Source organism: Pseudomonas halotolerans (assembly GCF_039581215.1).
Lineage (GTDB): Bacteria > Pseudomonadota > Gammaproteobacteria > Pseudomonadales > Pseudomonadaceae > Aquipseudomonas > Aquipseudomonas tehranensis.
Window position 1 is genome coordinate 1 of record NZ_JBCNTJ010000007.1, and the last position, 15,121, is coordinate 15,121.

Annotated in this window: 15 protein-coding genes; 3 read left to right on the top strand and 12 right to left on the bottom strand. The window is 62.4% G+C overall.

Features of this window, described 5'->3' with window-relative positions; genetic code table 11:
- Positions 1–171 precede the first annotated feature (171 nt).
- On the top strand, positions 172–555 hold the full coding sequence (locus tag AAIS01_RS11385) for a helicase (protein ID WP_343469050.1): 384 nt from the start codon (positions 172–174) through the stop codon (positions 553–555).
- 196 nt (positions 556–751) lie between these two features.
- Here AAIS01_RS11385 and AAIS01_RS11390 read toward each other — a convergent pair whose 3' ends face one another.
- The 6 genes from AAIS01_RS11390 to exbB all read right to left on the bottom strand — a co-directional run bounded on the left by AAIS01_RS11390 (position 752) and on the right by exbB (position 7,629).
- Entirely contained in the window at positions 752–2,152 is a 1,401-nt protein-coding gene (locus tag AAIS01_RS11390) for an aminoacyl-tRNA deacylase and HDOD domain-containing protein (RefSeq protein WP_343469051.1), read from the bottom strand.
- Between the two features lie 78 nt (positions 2,153–2,230).
- Positions 2,231–4,306: an ATP-dependent DNA helicase RecG gene (recG, locus tag AAIS01_RS11395; protein ID WP_214914000.1), complete on the bottom strand. Its 2,076-nt coding sequence runs from the start codon at positions 4,304–4,306 to the stop codon at positions 2,231–2,233.
- Between the two features lie 9 nt (positions 4,307–4,315).
- On the bottom strand, positions 4,316–5,236 hold the full coding sequence (locus AAIS01_RS11400; protein ID WP_092394970.1) for a hydrogen peroxide-inducible genes activator: 921 nt from the start codon (positions 5,234–5,236) through the stop codon (positions 4,316–4,318).
- Between the two features lie 228 nt (positions 5,237–5,464).
- Entirely contained in the window at positions 5,465–6,220 is a 756-nt protein-coding gene (locus tag AAIS01_RS11405) for an energy transducer TonB family protein (protein ID WP_343469052.1), read from the bottom strand.
- Positions 6,217–6,645: a TonB system transport protein ExbD gene (gene exbD, locus AAIS01_RS11410; protein ID WP_186657878.1), complete on the bottom strand. Its 429-nt coding sequence runs from the start codon at positions 6,643–6,645 to the stop codon at positions 6,217–6,219. The genes AAIS01_RS11405 and exbD overlap by 4 nt, the downstream gene beginning before the upstream one ends.
- Positions 6,646–6,651: 6 nt before the next feature.
- Complete coding sequence (gene exbB / locus AAIS01_RS11415) at positions 6,652–7,629, bottom strand: tonB-system energizer ExbB (RefSeq protein WP_343469053.1); 978 nt, start codon at positions 7,627–7,629, stop codon at positions 6,652–6,654.
- 188 nt (positions 7,630–7,817) lie between these two features.
- Between exbB and AAIS01_RS11420 the strand changes: the two genes are divergently transcribed.
- The gene (locus tag AAIS01_RS11420) at positions 7,818–8,675 is read left to right on the top strand and encodes an NAD-dependent epimerase/dehydratase family protein (protein ID WP_343469054.1); all 858 of its coding nucleotides are present in this window, start codon (positions 7,818–7,820) and stop codon (positions 8,673–8,675) included.
- Positions 8,676–8,818: 143 nt separating this feature from the next.
- Here AAIS01_RS11420 and AAIS01_RS11425 read toward each other — a convergent pair whose 3' ends face one another.
- From AAIS01_RS11425 to AAIS01_RS11450, 6 genes are all read right to left on the bottom strand, one after another.
- Positions 8,819–9,559 carry a hypothetical protein gene (locus AAIS01_RS11425; protein WP_343469055.1) on the bottom strand — a complete coding sequence of 247 codons (741 nt, stop codon included), beginning with the start codon at positions 9,557–9,559 and terminating at the stop codon, positions 8,819–8,821.
- A 54-nt stretch (positions 9,560–9,613) separates the two neighbouring features.
- A complete protein-coding gene (locus tag AAIS01_RS11430; RefSeq protein ID WP_003229509.1) occupies positions 9,614–9,994 on the bottom strand; it encodes a RidA family protein in 381 nt (126 codons plus the stop codon).
- A 27-nt stretch (positions 9,995–10,021) separates the two neighbouring features.
- Entirely contained in the window at positions 10,022–12,127 is a 2,106-nt protein-coding gene (gene spoT / locus AAIS01_RS11435; protein WP_047226172.1) for a bifunctional GTP diphosphokinase/guanosine-3',5'-bis pyrophosphate 3'-pyrophosphohydrolase, read from the bottom strand.
- A 60-nt stretch (positions 12,128–12,187) separates the two neighbouring features.
- Positions 12,188–12,451: a DNA-directed RNA polymerase subunit omega gene (gene rpoZ, locus AAIS01_RS11440; RefSeq protein WP_003177259.1), complete on the bottom strand. Its 264-nt coding sequence runs from the start codon at positions 12,449–12,451 to the stop codon at positions 12,188–12,190.
- Positions 12,452–12,617: 166 nt separating this feature from the next.
- Positions 12,618–13,238, bottom strand: coding sequence for a guanylate kinase (gene gmk / locus AAIS01_RS11445; RefSeq protein WP_047226171.1), 621 nt, complete (start codon positions 13,236–13,238; stop codon positions 12,618–12,620).
- 12 nt (positions 13,239–13,250) lie between these two features.
- On the bottom strand, positions 13,251–14,114 hold the full coding sequence (locus AAIS01_RS11450) for a YicC/YloC family endoribonuclease (protein ID WP_343469056.1): 864 nt from the start codon (positions 14,112–14,114) through the stop codon (positions 13,251–13,253).
- A gap of 278 nt (positions 14,115–14,392) precedes the next feature.
- Here AAIS01_RS11450 and rph point away from each other — a divergent pair, with 278 nt between their 5' ends.
- Positions 14,393–15,115, top strand: coding sequence for a ribonuclease PH (rph, locus tag AAIS01_RS11455; protein ID WP_343469057.1), 723 nt, complete (start codon positions 14,393–14,395; stop codon positions 15,113–15,115).
- The last annotated feature ends 6 nt before the right edge of the window (positions 15,116–15,121 follow it).

The following is a 15,121-nucleotide window of genomic DNA, read 5'->3' on the forward strand; positions in this document are numbered from 1 at the left end:
ATTTCTGTAGGAGCTGCCGAAGGCTGCGATCTTTTGATTTTTGGTTTTATGACTTGGCAGTCATCTTTCGCGAAAACTAGCTTATCTTCCGCCAAAGCGATCCGATGATGGCGTTACGCCGAAGAATCGCTAAACTGCCAGCCATTGATCTTTTCTCACGAGGCCGTGCCCATGAAGTTTCGTTTTCTGCTGTGGATGCTGGGGTTGTTGATGGGCAGGGCCAGTCGGACCAATCCGGCGTTCCAGCAGCAGTTGGGCGATAAGGAGTTGGTGTTCCAATTGCAAACCCTGGACGGCAAAGTCGCCCGGCATTTCACTGTGAAGGACCAGCGCATTACCAGTCAGTCCGGCACCTACCCGACGCCGGCGTTCGCCATCGCCTTCAAGGACGCGGCCTATGGCTTCGCCACGATGCAGGCGAAGAACAAGCAACTGGCCTTCATGACCGGGATTCAGGACCAGTCGATCCAGATCAAGGGCAACCCGGCGTTGGTGATCTGGTTCCAGGGGTTGACCAAGTACTTGAAGCCGAAGAAGGCCAAGGCGAAGATCTGAGGCGCTACGGATACTTGTGGCGAGGGGATTTATCCCCGCTGGGCTGCGCAGCAGGCCCAAAAAGGCTGAGCGGTATTCAGCCTGCGTAACCAGGGAAGCAGTTTTTAGGGCTGCTTCGCAGCCCAGCGGGGATAAATCCCCTCGCCACAACGGCCTCGCCAGCCCGATTGCCAGGCTGGCTACCTCAGAGCTGGGTTTAGCTATGGCTGAACTGCGAAGCCAGTTCGCGCAACAACACCTCAGCCTCCAGCACTTTGCTGACCACTTCATTGGCTTTGTCGCGACTCAGGCCGACGCGTTCGAGCAGTGCGTCAGGGATTTCCTCGTCGGGGCCTGAGCCAATGCCACGGGCGCGCAGCAGGCGTACGGCCAGGCACACCAGGTTTGGGTAGGCGGCGTATTCGCCGTCGTAGTGCGGGTCGTGCTGGAAGCGCAGGGCGGTGGCCAGTTCGTCGGGCATGTCCCAGTAGCGCATCAGCCATGAACCGATCTGCTCGCGACTGATGCCCAGCAGATGCTGTTCCACGTAGCTGTGGCACAGATGCGGGTTGACCTCCAGATGCCGGCAGATCAACGAGAAGTGCGGCGGGAACACGTGGGCCAGCAACAGGTAACCGAAGTTGTGCAGCAGGCCGGATAGGTACGATAGGCCGCCTTCGGGGCGCTGGGCGCGGGGCATGGCACGGGTCAGGCCCTCGATGACGGCGGCGGTGTAGATGGACTGGTGCCAGTACGGCGTGGTGTGTTGCGGATGGTCCTTGGGTAGGCTCAGGGTCTTGCCCAGCGCCAGGCCCAGCGCCAGGTTGATCACCAGGTCGAAGCCCAGGACCCGGACGATGGCGTCTTCCACTGAACGGATCTTGCCGGGGGAGGCGTAGTATGGCGAGGCGGCCCAGCTCACCACTTGCGCGGCTAGGGCCGGGTCGGTTTCCACGACGCCGGTGATGTCATCAATGGTGGCGTCAGGGTCGACCCGCAGTTTGATGATTTTTTGCGCCGTTTCGGCCAGTGGCGGAATTTCGATGGTTTCTTCCAGCCGTTGCTGGATGCGCCGGGCGGTAAACGCCTGCACGGCCTGGGTGATTTCCGCGCGGTCGTCGTGCGGGCGATCCAGGTTGGGGGTGATGTTGCTCACGGCTTCGCCGAACGTCGCGGCGCTGGCCTTGGTGAGCATGGTCTTGAAGGCTTCGCTGGTGACTTCCAGCAGCAGCCCCGGCTCGCCCGAGTTGATCAGCAGCTTCGGCTCGCGCAGCAGGCTTTCTTCGTACAGGCAGGGGGAACTGGTCAGCGCCGGCAGGCCGGGCAACAGGCTCAGGTGGTGCTTGCCGAGCATGCGCTCCAGACGGTCAGTAGGCACCGCCGTGAGTTTGCGCCCGGTGAGTTCGGCCAGGCGGTTGAGGTCCAGCAGTTGGCTTTGCGGAAACAGCACCATGAGGGCGCCGACGGCATCGTGCAACAGAACGGCCTGCACTTTACGAGCGGGGTTCAGGCCTGGTCGTTCGATTACTTCGTCAAAGCCGATGCCCAGTTTCTCGAGCAACAGCCGAATAACAGACGGAGCGTGCGGGGTTTCGGGGGCGAGGGCAGCTTCTGTCATGGTCTGTATCCGTTTTCCTACAAGTTGAGCAGTATAACCAGCTTGCCGGGCTGGCGCGTTCAGAAACTGAGAGCGTGCTCACACTTGGCCGTATTGCTGCCCATGACGCAACCAGCGATCCAGCAGCGGGCTGACGTGATCCGGCCAGCGCTCCAGCAGTGCCTGGGCGGCGTCGCGTACGGCGGGGAGCAGGTCGGCGTCGCGCATCAGGTCGGCTACCTTGAATTGAAGCAGGCCGGTCTGGCGTGTGCCGAGCATTTCACCGGGCCCGCGCAGCTCCAGGTCCTTTTCGGCGATGACAAAACCGTCGTTGGTTTCGCGCATGATGCCCAGGCGCTGGCGACCGATCTGGGACAGCGGCGGGTGATACAGCAAGACGCAATGACTGGCGGCGCTGCCCCGGCCGACCCGGCCGCGTAGCTGATGCAACTGCGCCAGGCCCAGGCGCTCGGGGTTCTCGATGATCATCAAGCTGGCGTTGGGCACATCGACCCCGACCTCGATCACGGTGGTGGCGACCAGCAATTGCAACGCCCCGGCCTTGAATTCGGCCATGACGGCGGCTTTCTCGGCGGGCTTCATGCGCCCATGGATCAGCCCGACCTTGAGTTCGCCGAGGGCGGCGGTGAGGTCTTCATAGGTGGTTTCGGCCGCCTGGCAAGTCAGCTCTTCCGATTCTTCAATCAGCGTGCATACCCAATAGGCCTGGCGCCCTTCGGCGCAGGCACCGCGCACGCGCTCGATCACTTCGACGCGCCGGGTGTCGGTGACCAGCACGGTGTTGACCGGTGTGCGCCCGGGAGGCAATTCGTCGAGGATCGAGGTGTCGAGGTCGGCATAGGCGCTCATGGCCAGGGTCCGCGGGATCGGCGTGGCGGTCATGATCAATTGGTGAGGGCACATCCGCCCGCCGACGCCTTTCTGCCGCAGCGCCAGGCGCTGCTGCACGCCGAAGCGGTGCTGTTCGTCGATGATCACCAGCGCCAGGTTCTTGAACTGCACTTCGTCCTGGAACAAGGCATGGGTGCCGACCACCATCGGTGCGCCTTCGGCGATCTGCGCCAGGGCGGCTGCGCGATGCTTGCCCTTGAGCTTGCCAGCCAGCCACGCGACTTCGATCCCCAGTGGTTCGAGCCAGCGCTGGAAGGTGATGAAATGCTGTTCGGCAAGAATCTCGGTAGGCGCCATCAACGCCACTTGATAACCCGCCTCCAGAGCCTGAAGCGCGGCGAGGGCGGCAACCACGGTCTTGCCGGCGCCGACATCGCCCTGGATCAGCCGCAGCATCGGCTCGGGCTGGCTCAGGTCGTAGGCGATTTCGTTGCCGACCCGCTGCTGGGCCCCTGTGGGTTTAAAGCCCAGGTTAGCCAGGTAACGGGCGGGCAGGTCCTTGGCCTTGGGCATCGCCGGGGCTCGCAGGGAACGCAGGCTCTCGCGCAGGCGTTGCTGGGACAGTTGATGGGTCAGCAACTCTTCAAAGGCCAGTCGGTGCTGAGCCCAGTGATGCCCCAGGGCGAGTTCGTCGACATCGGCATCGGCCGGCGGGTGGTGCAGATAGCGAATCGCATCAGCCAGCGGCGCCAGTTGATAATCCCGGGCCAGTTCGTTGGGCAGCCAGTCGGGCAGGCTGCTGGGGCCGAGCAGGGTCAGGGTTTGCTGGCAGAGCTGACGCAGGCGCTGTTGGGTCAGGCCTTCGGTGAGCGGGTAGACCGGGGTCAGGGTTTCATCCACCGGCGGCGGCTCGTCGCCAGTGATGGCGCGGTACTCCGGGTGATAGATTTCCAGCCCGGACGCACCGGGCCGGGCTTCACCGTAGCAGCGCACGCGGGTGCCACGCTTGAGGCCTTCCTTTTGCGCATTGCTGAAGTGATAGAAGCGCAGGCTCAGGCCGCCGGTGCCATCCTGCAGGCGCACCACCAGGCTACGGCGCCGCCCCATGACCACGTCGGCGCCGCTGACGGTGCCTTCGATCACCGCGTCCTGCCCCGGCCGCAAATGACCGATGGGCACCACGCGGGTGCGGTCCTGGTAACGCAACGGCAGGTGGAACAGCACGTCCTGAAGGTTTTCCAGCCCGACCTTGGCCAGCTTCTCGGCCATGGCTTCACCGACACCCTTGAGTGCCGTGACCGGCACTTTCGACAGCTCAGTCATGGCAGCGGCTTACTTGGCGGTGGGCGGTTTGGCCACGGAGCACAGGCGGATCGAGTCAGCGAGGATCTCGATGGCCTTGGGTCGTGGGAAGCTGGCGCGCCAGGCGATGGCAACGGTACGAAACGGCACGGGCGGCGTCAGTGGACGAACCTCGATCACGCCGGGGGCGTAGTGGTGGCTGTCCACCGCCGACAGCGGCAAAATCGAAATGCCCAGGCCGGAGGCGACCATGTGGCGAATGGTTTCCAGGGAGCTGGATTCGACCGTGGTGTGCTTGGCGCCTTCGCTGCCCTTGGTCAGGGTCGGGCAGGCTTCGAGCACCTGGTCGCGGAAGCAGTGGCCTTCGCCGAGCAGCAGCAAGCTCTTGTCGTTGAGCAGGGCCGCGTCGATGGATTTTTTCTGGGTCCAGGGGTGCTGGGCCGGCATCAACACGTAGAACGGCTCGTCGTAGAGCGGCAGGGTCAGGACATCGGCTTCGTTGAACGGCAGGGCGATGATGATCGCGTCCAGTTCGCCGTTGCGCAGTTTGTCGCGCAGCACATGGGTGAAGTTTTCTTCGATGTACAACGGCATCTGCGGGGCGACCCGGTGCAGTTGCGGAATCAGGTGCGGGAACAGGTACGGGCCGACGGTGTAGATGGCGCCGACTTTCAGCGGGGCGGTCAGCTGGTTTTTGCCGGCCTGGGCCAGTTCACGGATGCCCTGGGCCTGTTCCAGGACTTTTTGCGCCTGGGCAACGATGCCTTCGCCCACCGGGGTCAGGCGCACGGCGCTTTTGCTGCGCTCGAAAATCAGTACGCCGAGCTCGTCTTCAAGCTTTTTCACGCCCACCGAAAGCGTCGGCTGGCTGACATGGCAACGCTCGGCCGCATGGCCGAAATGCTGCTCCTGGGCGAGGGTGACGATGTAGCGTAATTCTGTGAGGGTCATGGCGAGCGTCCGTGAAGTTGCAAGCCAAGCATACCGGCTGCAATCGATAGACGCACGTTATCAGAGTGGGGGCGCGGTGTGACACTGTCCAATGTGGGTGACAAGGGCTCTGTAGGAGCTGCCGAAGGCTGCGATCTTTTGATTTTTCGCCTGAGACTCAAGCATCAGGGAAAAGATCGCAGCCTCGCTCCGCTCGGCAGCTCCTACAGGCCCGGCAGCACGGTGTGGCTAACGTCGGCGCTTGTCGATGGAGTACACAAACGGCGCGACGATTTCGATGGAGCCGTTCACCAGCATGTCGGCCGGCGGCTTGGGCAGTGGTTGGGCGCGGCGAATCATTTCCAGGGTCGCCCGGTCCAGGGCGGCGTTGCCGGACTTGCTCACCAACTCGAAGGACAACACATTGCCTTCGGCGTCCACCACGAACCGTAAACGGTTCAAGCCTTCCTTGCCGCGCGACTGAGCACTGGCGGGGTATTTCTTGTATTTGCCCAAGTGCGCCAGCAAGGTGCCCTGCCAACTGGCCTTGGCCGCCATTTGCGCCGGTGAAGGGCCAGGCGCCGGTTGCGCGGACTTCTCGGTCGTTGCCTTGGTCGGTTGAGCGTCGCTGGGCTTTTGCTCCGACGGTTCTTCCTTGGGCGGCTCCGGTTTTTTCTCCACGGGCTTGGGTTTGGGCGGTTTAGGCTTAGGCTTGGGCTTGACCGGTTTGGGCACAGAAACTTCCGGTTTCTCGGCTTCGGCGATTTTAGGCAGCGGCAGTTCTTCGACCGGCTCCGGAGGTTGCGGTGGCGTGACGACTTTAGGCGGTGCAGGCGGTGGTGGGGCCGGAACCGGCGCCAGCTCGACCATCATCGCCTGGGGCGGCAATTCAATGGGCGGGTTTGACGTCCAGTTCAGCGCCAGGGCGATGGCGAGCGCATGCACGCCCAGCACCACGGCCAGGCTACCGCTGTAACGCGTCAGCTTTTGGCGCGTCGTGATCATTTCTTGGGCGCCGTCTCAAGTCCGACCAGGCCGACCTTCAAATATCCGGCGGCGCGCAGGGCGTCCATCACGTTCATCAGGTCGCCGTAATCCACGCCTTTATCAGCCTGGAAGAAGATCGTCGTGTCCTTTTTGCCCTGGGTCTTGGCGTCGAGGGTCGCGCCGAGGCTATCGGCCTTGACCTCGTCTTCGCCCAGAAACAGTCGCTGGTCGGCCTTGACGCTCAGGAACACCGGTTTCTCGGGCCGTGGCGATGGCTTGGCCGTCGAGGCCGGAAGGTCGACCTTGATGTCCACGGTGGCAAGCGGAGCAGCCACCATGAAGATGATCAACAGCACCAGCATCACGTCGATGAACGGCGTGACGTTGATTTCGTGGTTCTCGGCCAGATCGTCGTCTGCGCCTTCTTTCAAATGCAGGCCCATGGCCGATTACCCCACTTTCACCATGTGCGGTTGCGAGCCACGCTCGGGCGGCAGATGGTCGAGGTCGCGGCTGACCAGCAGCAGGACTTCGGCCGAAGCGTCGGAGACCTGGGCCTTGTAACCGGCAATGGAGCGGGCGAACACGTTGTAGATGACCACCGCCGGGATCGCTGCGACCAGACCCAAAGCAGTGGCAAGCAGGGCTTCGGCGATGCCGGGGGCCACGACAGCCAGGTTGGTGGTCTGGGTCTTGGCGATGCCGATGAAGCTGTTCATGATGCCCCACACGGTGCCGAACAGGCCGACGAACGGTGCGGTGGAACCGATGGTGGCGAGCACGCCGGTGCCGCTGCTCATGTTGCGACCGCAGGCCGCGACCAAGCGCTCGAGGCGGAAGCTCACGCGCTCCTTGATGCCTTCTTTTTCGCGGCTGTTGGCCGACAGGCGCATCTCTTCGAGGGCGTCGTGAACCAGCAGATTGGCCAGGGTGCCTTCTTTCGCCGCGGAGGCGCTGGCCTCTTTGAGGGTGGTGGCTTTTTTCAGGTTGGCGATTTCACCGCGCAAGCGGCGCTTGGCGCCCATCAGCTCGAAGCCTTTGGCGATCCAGATGGTCCAGGTGATGATCGAGGCGATGGCCAGGCCGATCATGACGATTTTCACGATAATGTCAGCGTTCTGGTACATGCCCCATGGCGACAGGTCGTGGGCCATGCCCAGCGTGTTGTCGGCTTCGAGCACTTCAGGGGTCTCTGCGGCATTGGCGTCAACGGCCTGGGCCGGATCGATGGCCGGGGGGGCGGCTACGGGCTGGGCGGCATCGACAGGCGTCTGGGTGGCAGCGGGGGCTTCGGCCGGGCTCGTGGCTGGCGCTTGTGCGTCGGCGAATGCTGTGGGCGCCAGCAGCAGGCTGAGCAGCAGGGCTGCCATGGCGCTCCAGGTGCGAGGTCGATTGGTTGGCGAAGCGGAGGGGAGATAGCGTGTCATGCTGGCCGGACCTGAGAGGATAAAGAAGGTTGATGTTCTTCCAGGCCTCGAGGGCCGAGAACAAAACTGGCGTGCATTATTGCAAGTAATTCTTGTTAACAAAAGTAATACAGTATCTTTTTTTCCTGCATTGCTAGCCGCTCGTCCCTTCTGGCAGCTAGTCTGCGGCTTTATGAGAGGAGATTTTGATGTCCGCGCCTTCTGTTTTGATCGCCGGCTGCGGTGATATCGGCGGCCGCCTGGCGAGCCAGTTGCTGGTCGACCAATGGCAGGTGTACGGACTGCGCCGCACGGTTTCGCACCTGCCGACCGGGGTCGTTGGGGTGGCGGGTGACCTGTTCAGCGAGCAGTGCCCTGCGGATTGGCCCACCGGTCCCCTGGATTATGTGGTGTACAGCGCCGCCGCCACCGAGCATGACGAGCCAGGTTATCGCGCCGCTTACATCGAAGGGTTGCAGCATGTGTTGGCCTGGCTGAAGCAGCACGGGCAGCGCCCCAAACGACTGCTTTTTGTCTCCAGCAGCAGCGTTTACGGGCAGCAGGGCGGCGAGTGGGTCGATGAGACCTCGCCCACCGTGGCCGGTGGCTATTCCGGCCGGCTGATGCTCGAAGCCGAACAGGTGGCGCTCGACAGCGGCATCCCGGCCAGCCGCGTACGCCTGACCGGCATCTATGGTCCGGGCCGCGAATGGTTGCTGAGCCAGGTGCGCCAGGGCTACAGCGTGGTGGAAGACCCGCCCCTTTACGCCAACCGCATCCACGCCGACGACGCGGCGGGCCTGCTGGCCTTCCTGCTGGAAGCCGACCGCCAGGGCAAGCCCTTGGAAGACTGTTACATCGGTGTCGACGACGCCCCCGCCGCACTGGCCGAGGTGGTGGGCTGGCTGCGCGACTACATGGGCATCACCCAATGGGCCGAAAACGCCAGCGTGCGCCGCGCCGGCAGCAAACGCTGCAGCAATGCCCGAGCCAAGGCCCTGGGCTGGACGCCGCAGTATCCGAGTTTTCGTGAGGGGTATGCGGCGATTCTGGAAGGGCGCTGCTGACTTTTTTTCAGGCATTCCAAAACAAACTGTGGGAGCGGGCTTGCTCGCGAAGGGGACCTGACATCCAACATCTTCGTTGACTGTCACGCCGCCTTCGCGAGCAAGCCCGCTCCCACAGGGTTTTAGGCGGTAGCTAAAGTGGACTATTGCTTCTCCAGCACCCACTGCCGGTCACCCGGCGTAAACGAGGGCATTTCATCCGCCAGTGCTGCATTGACGGTCTGGAAAATTTCCAGCTTCTTGCCGTCGCGGGAGAAGATCCAGGTGTTGCCCTGGCCGTTCTGTTGCAGCCAGATGTTGTCGTTGCCGCCGCTCATGGACGCACAGTCGCCGGCCAGGCACAGGGCGTAGCGGTCGGCGCCTGGCAGGCCGGTGACCTGGCCGTCGGGTTGGAACTGCACGCTGGCACCTTGGCCTGGGCCGTTGACGATGTTCCAGGTGCCGCCCAGGTAGGCGGTATACAGCGCCCGTTCGAAACTGGCGCCCAGCGGCGCTCCCTCCGGCACCTGGACCTGGGCGCGCTCGAACACCTGTTGCGGCTCGTTCTCGGTGGCGGTCTGGCTCAACTGGTCACCGTCGCGTTGCAGTTCGCTGGCGGAGCTGCCGTAGAAATCGACTTTCCACGCCCCGTCTTCTTCGCCCAGCAGCTTGCCTTCGACATTCTCGAAACCGTTGGTGTAGCGTGCCTGGCCGGCCCGGGTGTTGACGTCCCATTCCAGGTTCGGGCCATAGGCCTGCAGCGCTTCGCGCAGCGGGCCGCCCTTGGCGGCGGCGTCGATCGCCGCCTGGTTGATCCAGGTGCCGCTGATATCTCGGTCGGCAGGGTCGCTGGCGCAGCCGCCCAACAGCAGGGCGGCCAGCGAAAGAGCAAGCGCTTTGCGCATGGTGGAATCCTTAAACGAAAACGGCGCAGCGGGGGGAAGGCTGCGCCGGGCTTGTTACTCGATGACCAGGATGGCGTCCATCTCAACCTGCGAACCCTTCGGCAGGGCAGCCACGCCGATGGCGGCGCGGGCAGGGTAAGGCTGGTCGAAGTACTTGCCCATGATCTCGTTGACCTTGGCGAAGTGGCTCAGGTCGGTGAGGAAGATGTTGAGCTTGACGATGTCCTTGAACGAACCACCAGCGGCTTCGGCCACGGCCTTGAGGTTTTCGAACACCTGCACGGTCTGGGCTTCGAAGCCTTCGACCAGTTCCATGGTTTTGGGGTCCAGCGGGATCTGGCCCGACATGTAAACCGTGTTGCCCGCCTTGATTGCCTGGGAATACGTACCGATGGCGGCCGGGGCTTTGTCGCTGGTGATAACGGTCTTGGTCATGGATGACTCCTTGTAAGGGGTGGCGAGCTATGCGCGCATGCGAGTGATGCGGATGACGCCAGTCAGGGCGCGCAGTTTCTTGATCACGCGGGCCAGGTGCACGCGGTCGTGCACGCTGACCACCAGTTGGACGACGCTGATGCGGCCATCACGCTCGTCCATGCTGATTTTTTCGATATTGCCGTCGGCGGCGTTGACGCTGCTGGCCAGCAGGGCGATGAGGCCACGCTGGTGCTCCAGTTCGACCCGCAGCTCGACATTGAATTCGCCAGTGACATCCTTGGCCCAGGAGAGCTGGATGCATTTTTCCGGGTTATGACGGATTTCGCTGATGTTGCGGCAGTTGTCCAGGTGCACCACCATTCCTTTGCCGGCGGACAGATGGCCGACAATCGGATCGCCAGGGATTGGCGTGCAACACTTGGCATAACTGAGCACCAGGCCTTCGGTACCACGAATGGCCAGCGGACCTTCGGGGCTAGGCAGTTGTTCGCCTTCGCCGAGCAGGCGGCGGGCGACGACGTAGGCCATGCGATTGCCCAGGCCGATGTCTTCCAGCAGGTCTTCGATCAGTTCCAGGCGGTACTCGCTGAGCATGATCTGCACGCGCTCGGCCGGGATCTTGTCCAGGGAGCTGTCGAAGCCGTTGAGGACTTTATTGAGCAAGCGTTCGCCCAGGCTGATGGATTCGGAGCGGCGTTGGAGCTTCAGGGCGTGGCGGATGTGCGTGCGAGCCTTGCCGGTGACTACAAAGTTGAGCCATGCCGGGTTTGGCCGCGCGCCGGCGGCGCTGACGATTTCCACCGTGGAGCCGCTTTGCAGCGGTTCGGACAACGGCGCCAGGCGGCGGTTGATCCGGCACGCGATGCAGCTGTTGCCGACGTCGGTGTGTACCGCATAGGCAAAGTCCACCGCCGTGGAGCCTTTGGGCAGCTCCATGATCCGGCCTTTGGGCGTGAACACGTAGACCTCGTCCGGGAACAGGTCAATCTTCACGCTTTCGATGAATTCCAGGGAGTTGCCGGCCCGCTGCTGCATTTCCAGCACGCCTTTGACCCACTGGCGGGCTCGGGCGTGGGTGCTCTTGGGTTGTTCGTCGCCGCTGGACTTGTACAGCCAGTGCGCGGCGATGCCGTTGTTGGCCATTTCTTCCATTTCACGGGTGCGGATCTGGATTTCGATCGGTACGCCGTGCATGCCGAACAACGTGGTGTGCAGCGACTGGTAGCCGTTGGCCTTGGGGATTGCGATGTAGTCCTTGAAGCGCCCTGGCAATGGCTTGTACAAATTATGTACAGCACCCAATACGCGGTAGCAGGTATCGACCTTGTCGACGATGATTCGGAACGCATAGACGTCCATGATCTCGTTGAAGGCCCGACGCTTGCCGCGCATCTTCTTGTAGATGCCGTAGAGGTGTTTCTGTCGGCCACTGACCTCGCCTTCGATGCCGTCGATGGTCAGGCAGTGGCTCAAGGATTCTTCGATCTTGTTGACGATTTCCTTGCGGTTGCCCCGGGCGCGCTTGACGGCCTGGTTGATCCGCGCCGAACGCATCGGGTGCATGGCCTTGAAGCCGAGGTCTTCGAACTCGATGCGGATCGCGTGCATGCCCAGGCGATTGGCGATGGGCGCATAGATTTCCAGGGTTTCCTTGGCGATTCGCCGACGTTTTTCACCGGACAACACTTCCAGCGTCCGCATGTTGTGCAGGCGGTCGGCGAGCTTGACCAGGATCACGCGAATGTCGCGCGCCATGGCCATGGCCATTTTCTGGAAGTTTTCCGCCTGGGCCTCAGCCTTGGTCTCGAAGTTCATCTGGGTCAGTTTGCTGACCCCGTCGACCAGTTCGGCCACGGTTTCGCCGAACTGCGCTTGCAGCGCTTCCTTGGCAATTCCGGTGTCTTCGATCACGTCATGCAGCATCGCCGCCATCAGGCTTTGATGGTCCATGTGCATGTCGGCAAGAATGTTCGCCACCGCAAGCGGGTGCGTGACGTACGCCTCGCCGCTGCGGCGGCGCTGGCCGTCGTGGGCTTGTTCGGCGTAGAAATAGGCTCGGCGGACCAGGTTGACCTGGTCCGTGCCGAGGTAGGCCGATAAGCGATCGGCGAGGGCGTCTATGCTCGGCATGATAATGACTCCTGCCGTTTGCTGTGACCCCGCGCCGTGCTACGTCGACCAGGCATAGGCTTAGACCGCCTCGTTGGACTCGTCCTCGAACGCTGCGAACAGCGGTTCGTCTTCAACGATTTCAGCGTTGGCGATGAACTCGTAGCTCATCAGGCCTTCGGCGATTTCACGCAGCGCTACCACGGTAGGCTTGTCGTTTTCCCACTGGACCAATGGCTCTTTGCCGCCGGTGGCCAGTTGACGGGCACGCTTGGTAGAGAGCATGACCAGCTCAAAGCGGTTTTCCACGTGTTCTAGGCAGTCTTCAACGGTTACGCGGGCCATGGTATTCCTCGGAGCGAATGCAATATGCGCGCTGCCCGGTTGGGCGAGCGGACTCGACAGTTTAAAAAAACGCCAGCGTTTAGGGAAGCGCTGATTTTTTAACCAGCCCCTCGACCCGCTGCAAGCTCCAATGTAAAGCCGTCGCAGCGGTTTTGGGAAGGGCTGTTCAGCCCAGCAGTTCGGCCAATAATTTACCGAAACGTTGCTGCTGGCGTTTCTGTTGCAGCTGGCTGGCGCGGAAAATCGCCTTCAGATCGTCCAGTGCGTGGGCGAAATCGTCGTTGATGATCAGGTAATCGTAGTCGACGTAATGGCTCATTTCGCTGACCGCTTCGCGCATCCGGCCTTCGATGATGTCGTCGCTGTCCTGGCCACGATTGGTCAGGCGCTGGCGCAAGGCCTGTTGGCTCGGTGGCAGAATAAAGATCGAACGGGCCTGGGGCATCAGCTTGCGGACCTGCTCGGCTCCCTGCCAGTCGATTTCCAGGATCAGGTCGTGGCCTTCGTCCAGGGTTTGCTGAAGATAGCTTTGCGAGGTGCCATAGAGGTTGCCGAAGACTTCGGCGCGCTCGAGGAAGTCCCCGTGCTCGGCCATTTTCACGAACTGTTCGCGGTCGACGAAGTGATAGTTCACCCCGTCCACTTCGCCCGGGCGCATGGCGCGGGTGGTGTGCGAGACCGAGACGCGGATCTGCGGCTCGGCATCGATCAGCGCCTTGACCAGGCTGGTCTTGCCCGCGCCCGAAGGTGCGGAAATGATGTAGAGAGTGCCGGTGCTGTGGGTCATGTCGGGTTAGCCTTACTCAATGTTCTGTACTTGTTCGCGCATTTGCTCGATCAACACCTTGAGGTTGACCGCAGCCTGGGTGCTGCGCGGGTCGAAGGCTTTGGAGCCCAGTGTGTTGGCTTCGCGGTTGAGTTCCTGCATCAGGAAGTCCAGGCGGCGACCGGCCGCACCACCGGATTTGAGCACCCGGCGAACTTCAATGATGTGGGTGCTCAGGCGATCCAGTTCTTCGGCCACGTCGCTCTTTTGCGCGAGCATGACCATTTCCTGTTCCAGGCGCTGCGGGTCCAACTCGGCCTTCATGTCGACGAAGCGGTCGAGCACTTTCTGACGTTGGGTGGCGAGCATTTGCGGGACCAGCTCGCGCAGGGTGACGACGTCTTCCTCTATGGAAGTCAGGCGCTCGTTGATCAACCGGGCCAGCTCCGCACCTTCACGCTCGCGGCCTGCCTTGAGTTCTTTCAGGCCCTGGTTGAACAATGCCAGCGCTTCGGCATTCAGGGCCTGCGGGTCGCTCGCATCACCTACGAGCACGCCGGGCCAGGCCAGGACTTCCAGCGGGTTCAGGGGGGCAGGGTGCTTGATCAGGCTGGCGACGGATTCGGCGGCAGCCACCAGTTGCGCGGCGCGCTCGCGGTCCACCTGCAAGGCCTTGCCGGTGCTTTCTTCGGTGAAGCGCAGGGTGCATTCCAGCTTGCCCCGTGACAGGCCCTGGCGCAGGGCTTCACGCACGCTGCCTTCGAGATCACGAAAGGATTCGGGCAGACGCAGGTGCGGCTCCAGGTAGCGGCTGTTGACCGAGCGCAGTTCCCAGCTCAGCGTGCCCTGGATGCCGGCTTTCTCGACGCGGGCGAAGGCGGTCATGCTGTGCACCATGGGGATTCCTCGCAATGCAGGCGGTCGCCACGGGGAGTCGTAGCGCCTGGTATCTGTGGATAAAAGCCGAAGGGCAGCAAAGGCGCAGGATTGTAGCGCAGTGAGGCGCAGGCCCCCAAACCGTGCATGTGACAAAGCGCTGCGGCTCGTCGGTCCGGGGTAACGGGGGTGGCTTGTCGCAGCGATTTTTTGGAACTGCGCTACGTTTAAACTGCCCTATGGCGGCCCACGGTTCTATAATGCTCGGCAGTTTTCCGTCCTCTGTACAGGTGTTCCCTATGAAACGTCCAAGTGGTCGCGTTGCCGATCAGCTTCGCTCGATCCGCATTACCCGCAACTACACCAAACACGCCGAGGGATCTGTACTGGTCGAATTCGGTGATACCAAGGTCATCTGCACTGTCAGCGTCGAAAACGGCGTGCCACGGTTCCTCAAGGGCCAGGGGCAGGGCTGGCTGACCGCCGAATACGGCATGCTGCCGCGTTCCACGGGTGAACGTAACCAGCGCGAGGCCAGCCGCGGCAAGCAGGGCGGGCGTACCCTGGAAATCCAGCGCCTGATCGGCCGTTCGCTGCGCGCCGCGCTGGACATGTCCAAGCTCGGTGACGTGACGCTGTATGTCGATTGCGACGTGATCCAGGCCGACGGCGGCACGCGTACTGCGTCGATCACCGGCGCCATGGTCGCGCTGGCCGATGCCTTGAAAGTGATCAAGAAGCGTGGTGGCCTCAAGGGCGGCGATCCGCTCAAGCAGATGATCGCCGCAGTCTCCGTGGGCATGTACCAGGGCGAGCCGGTGCTGGACCTGGATTACCTGGAAGATTCCGCCGCCGAGACCGACCTGAACGTGGTCATGACCAGCGCCGGCGGTTTCATCGAAATCCAGGGCACCGCCGAAGGCGCGCCGTTCCAGCCGGAAGAATTGACCGCTATGCTGGAATTGGCAAAGAAAGGCATGAACGAGATTTTTGAACTGCAAAAAGCCGCATTGGCTGACTGACCGTTT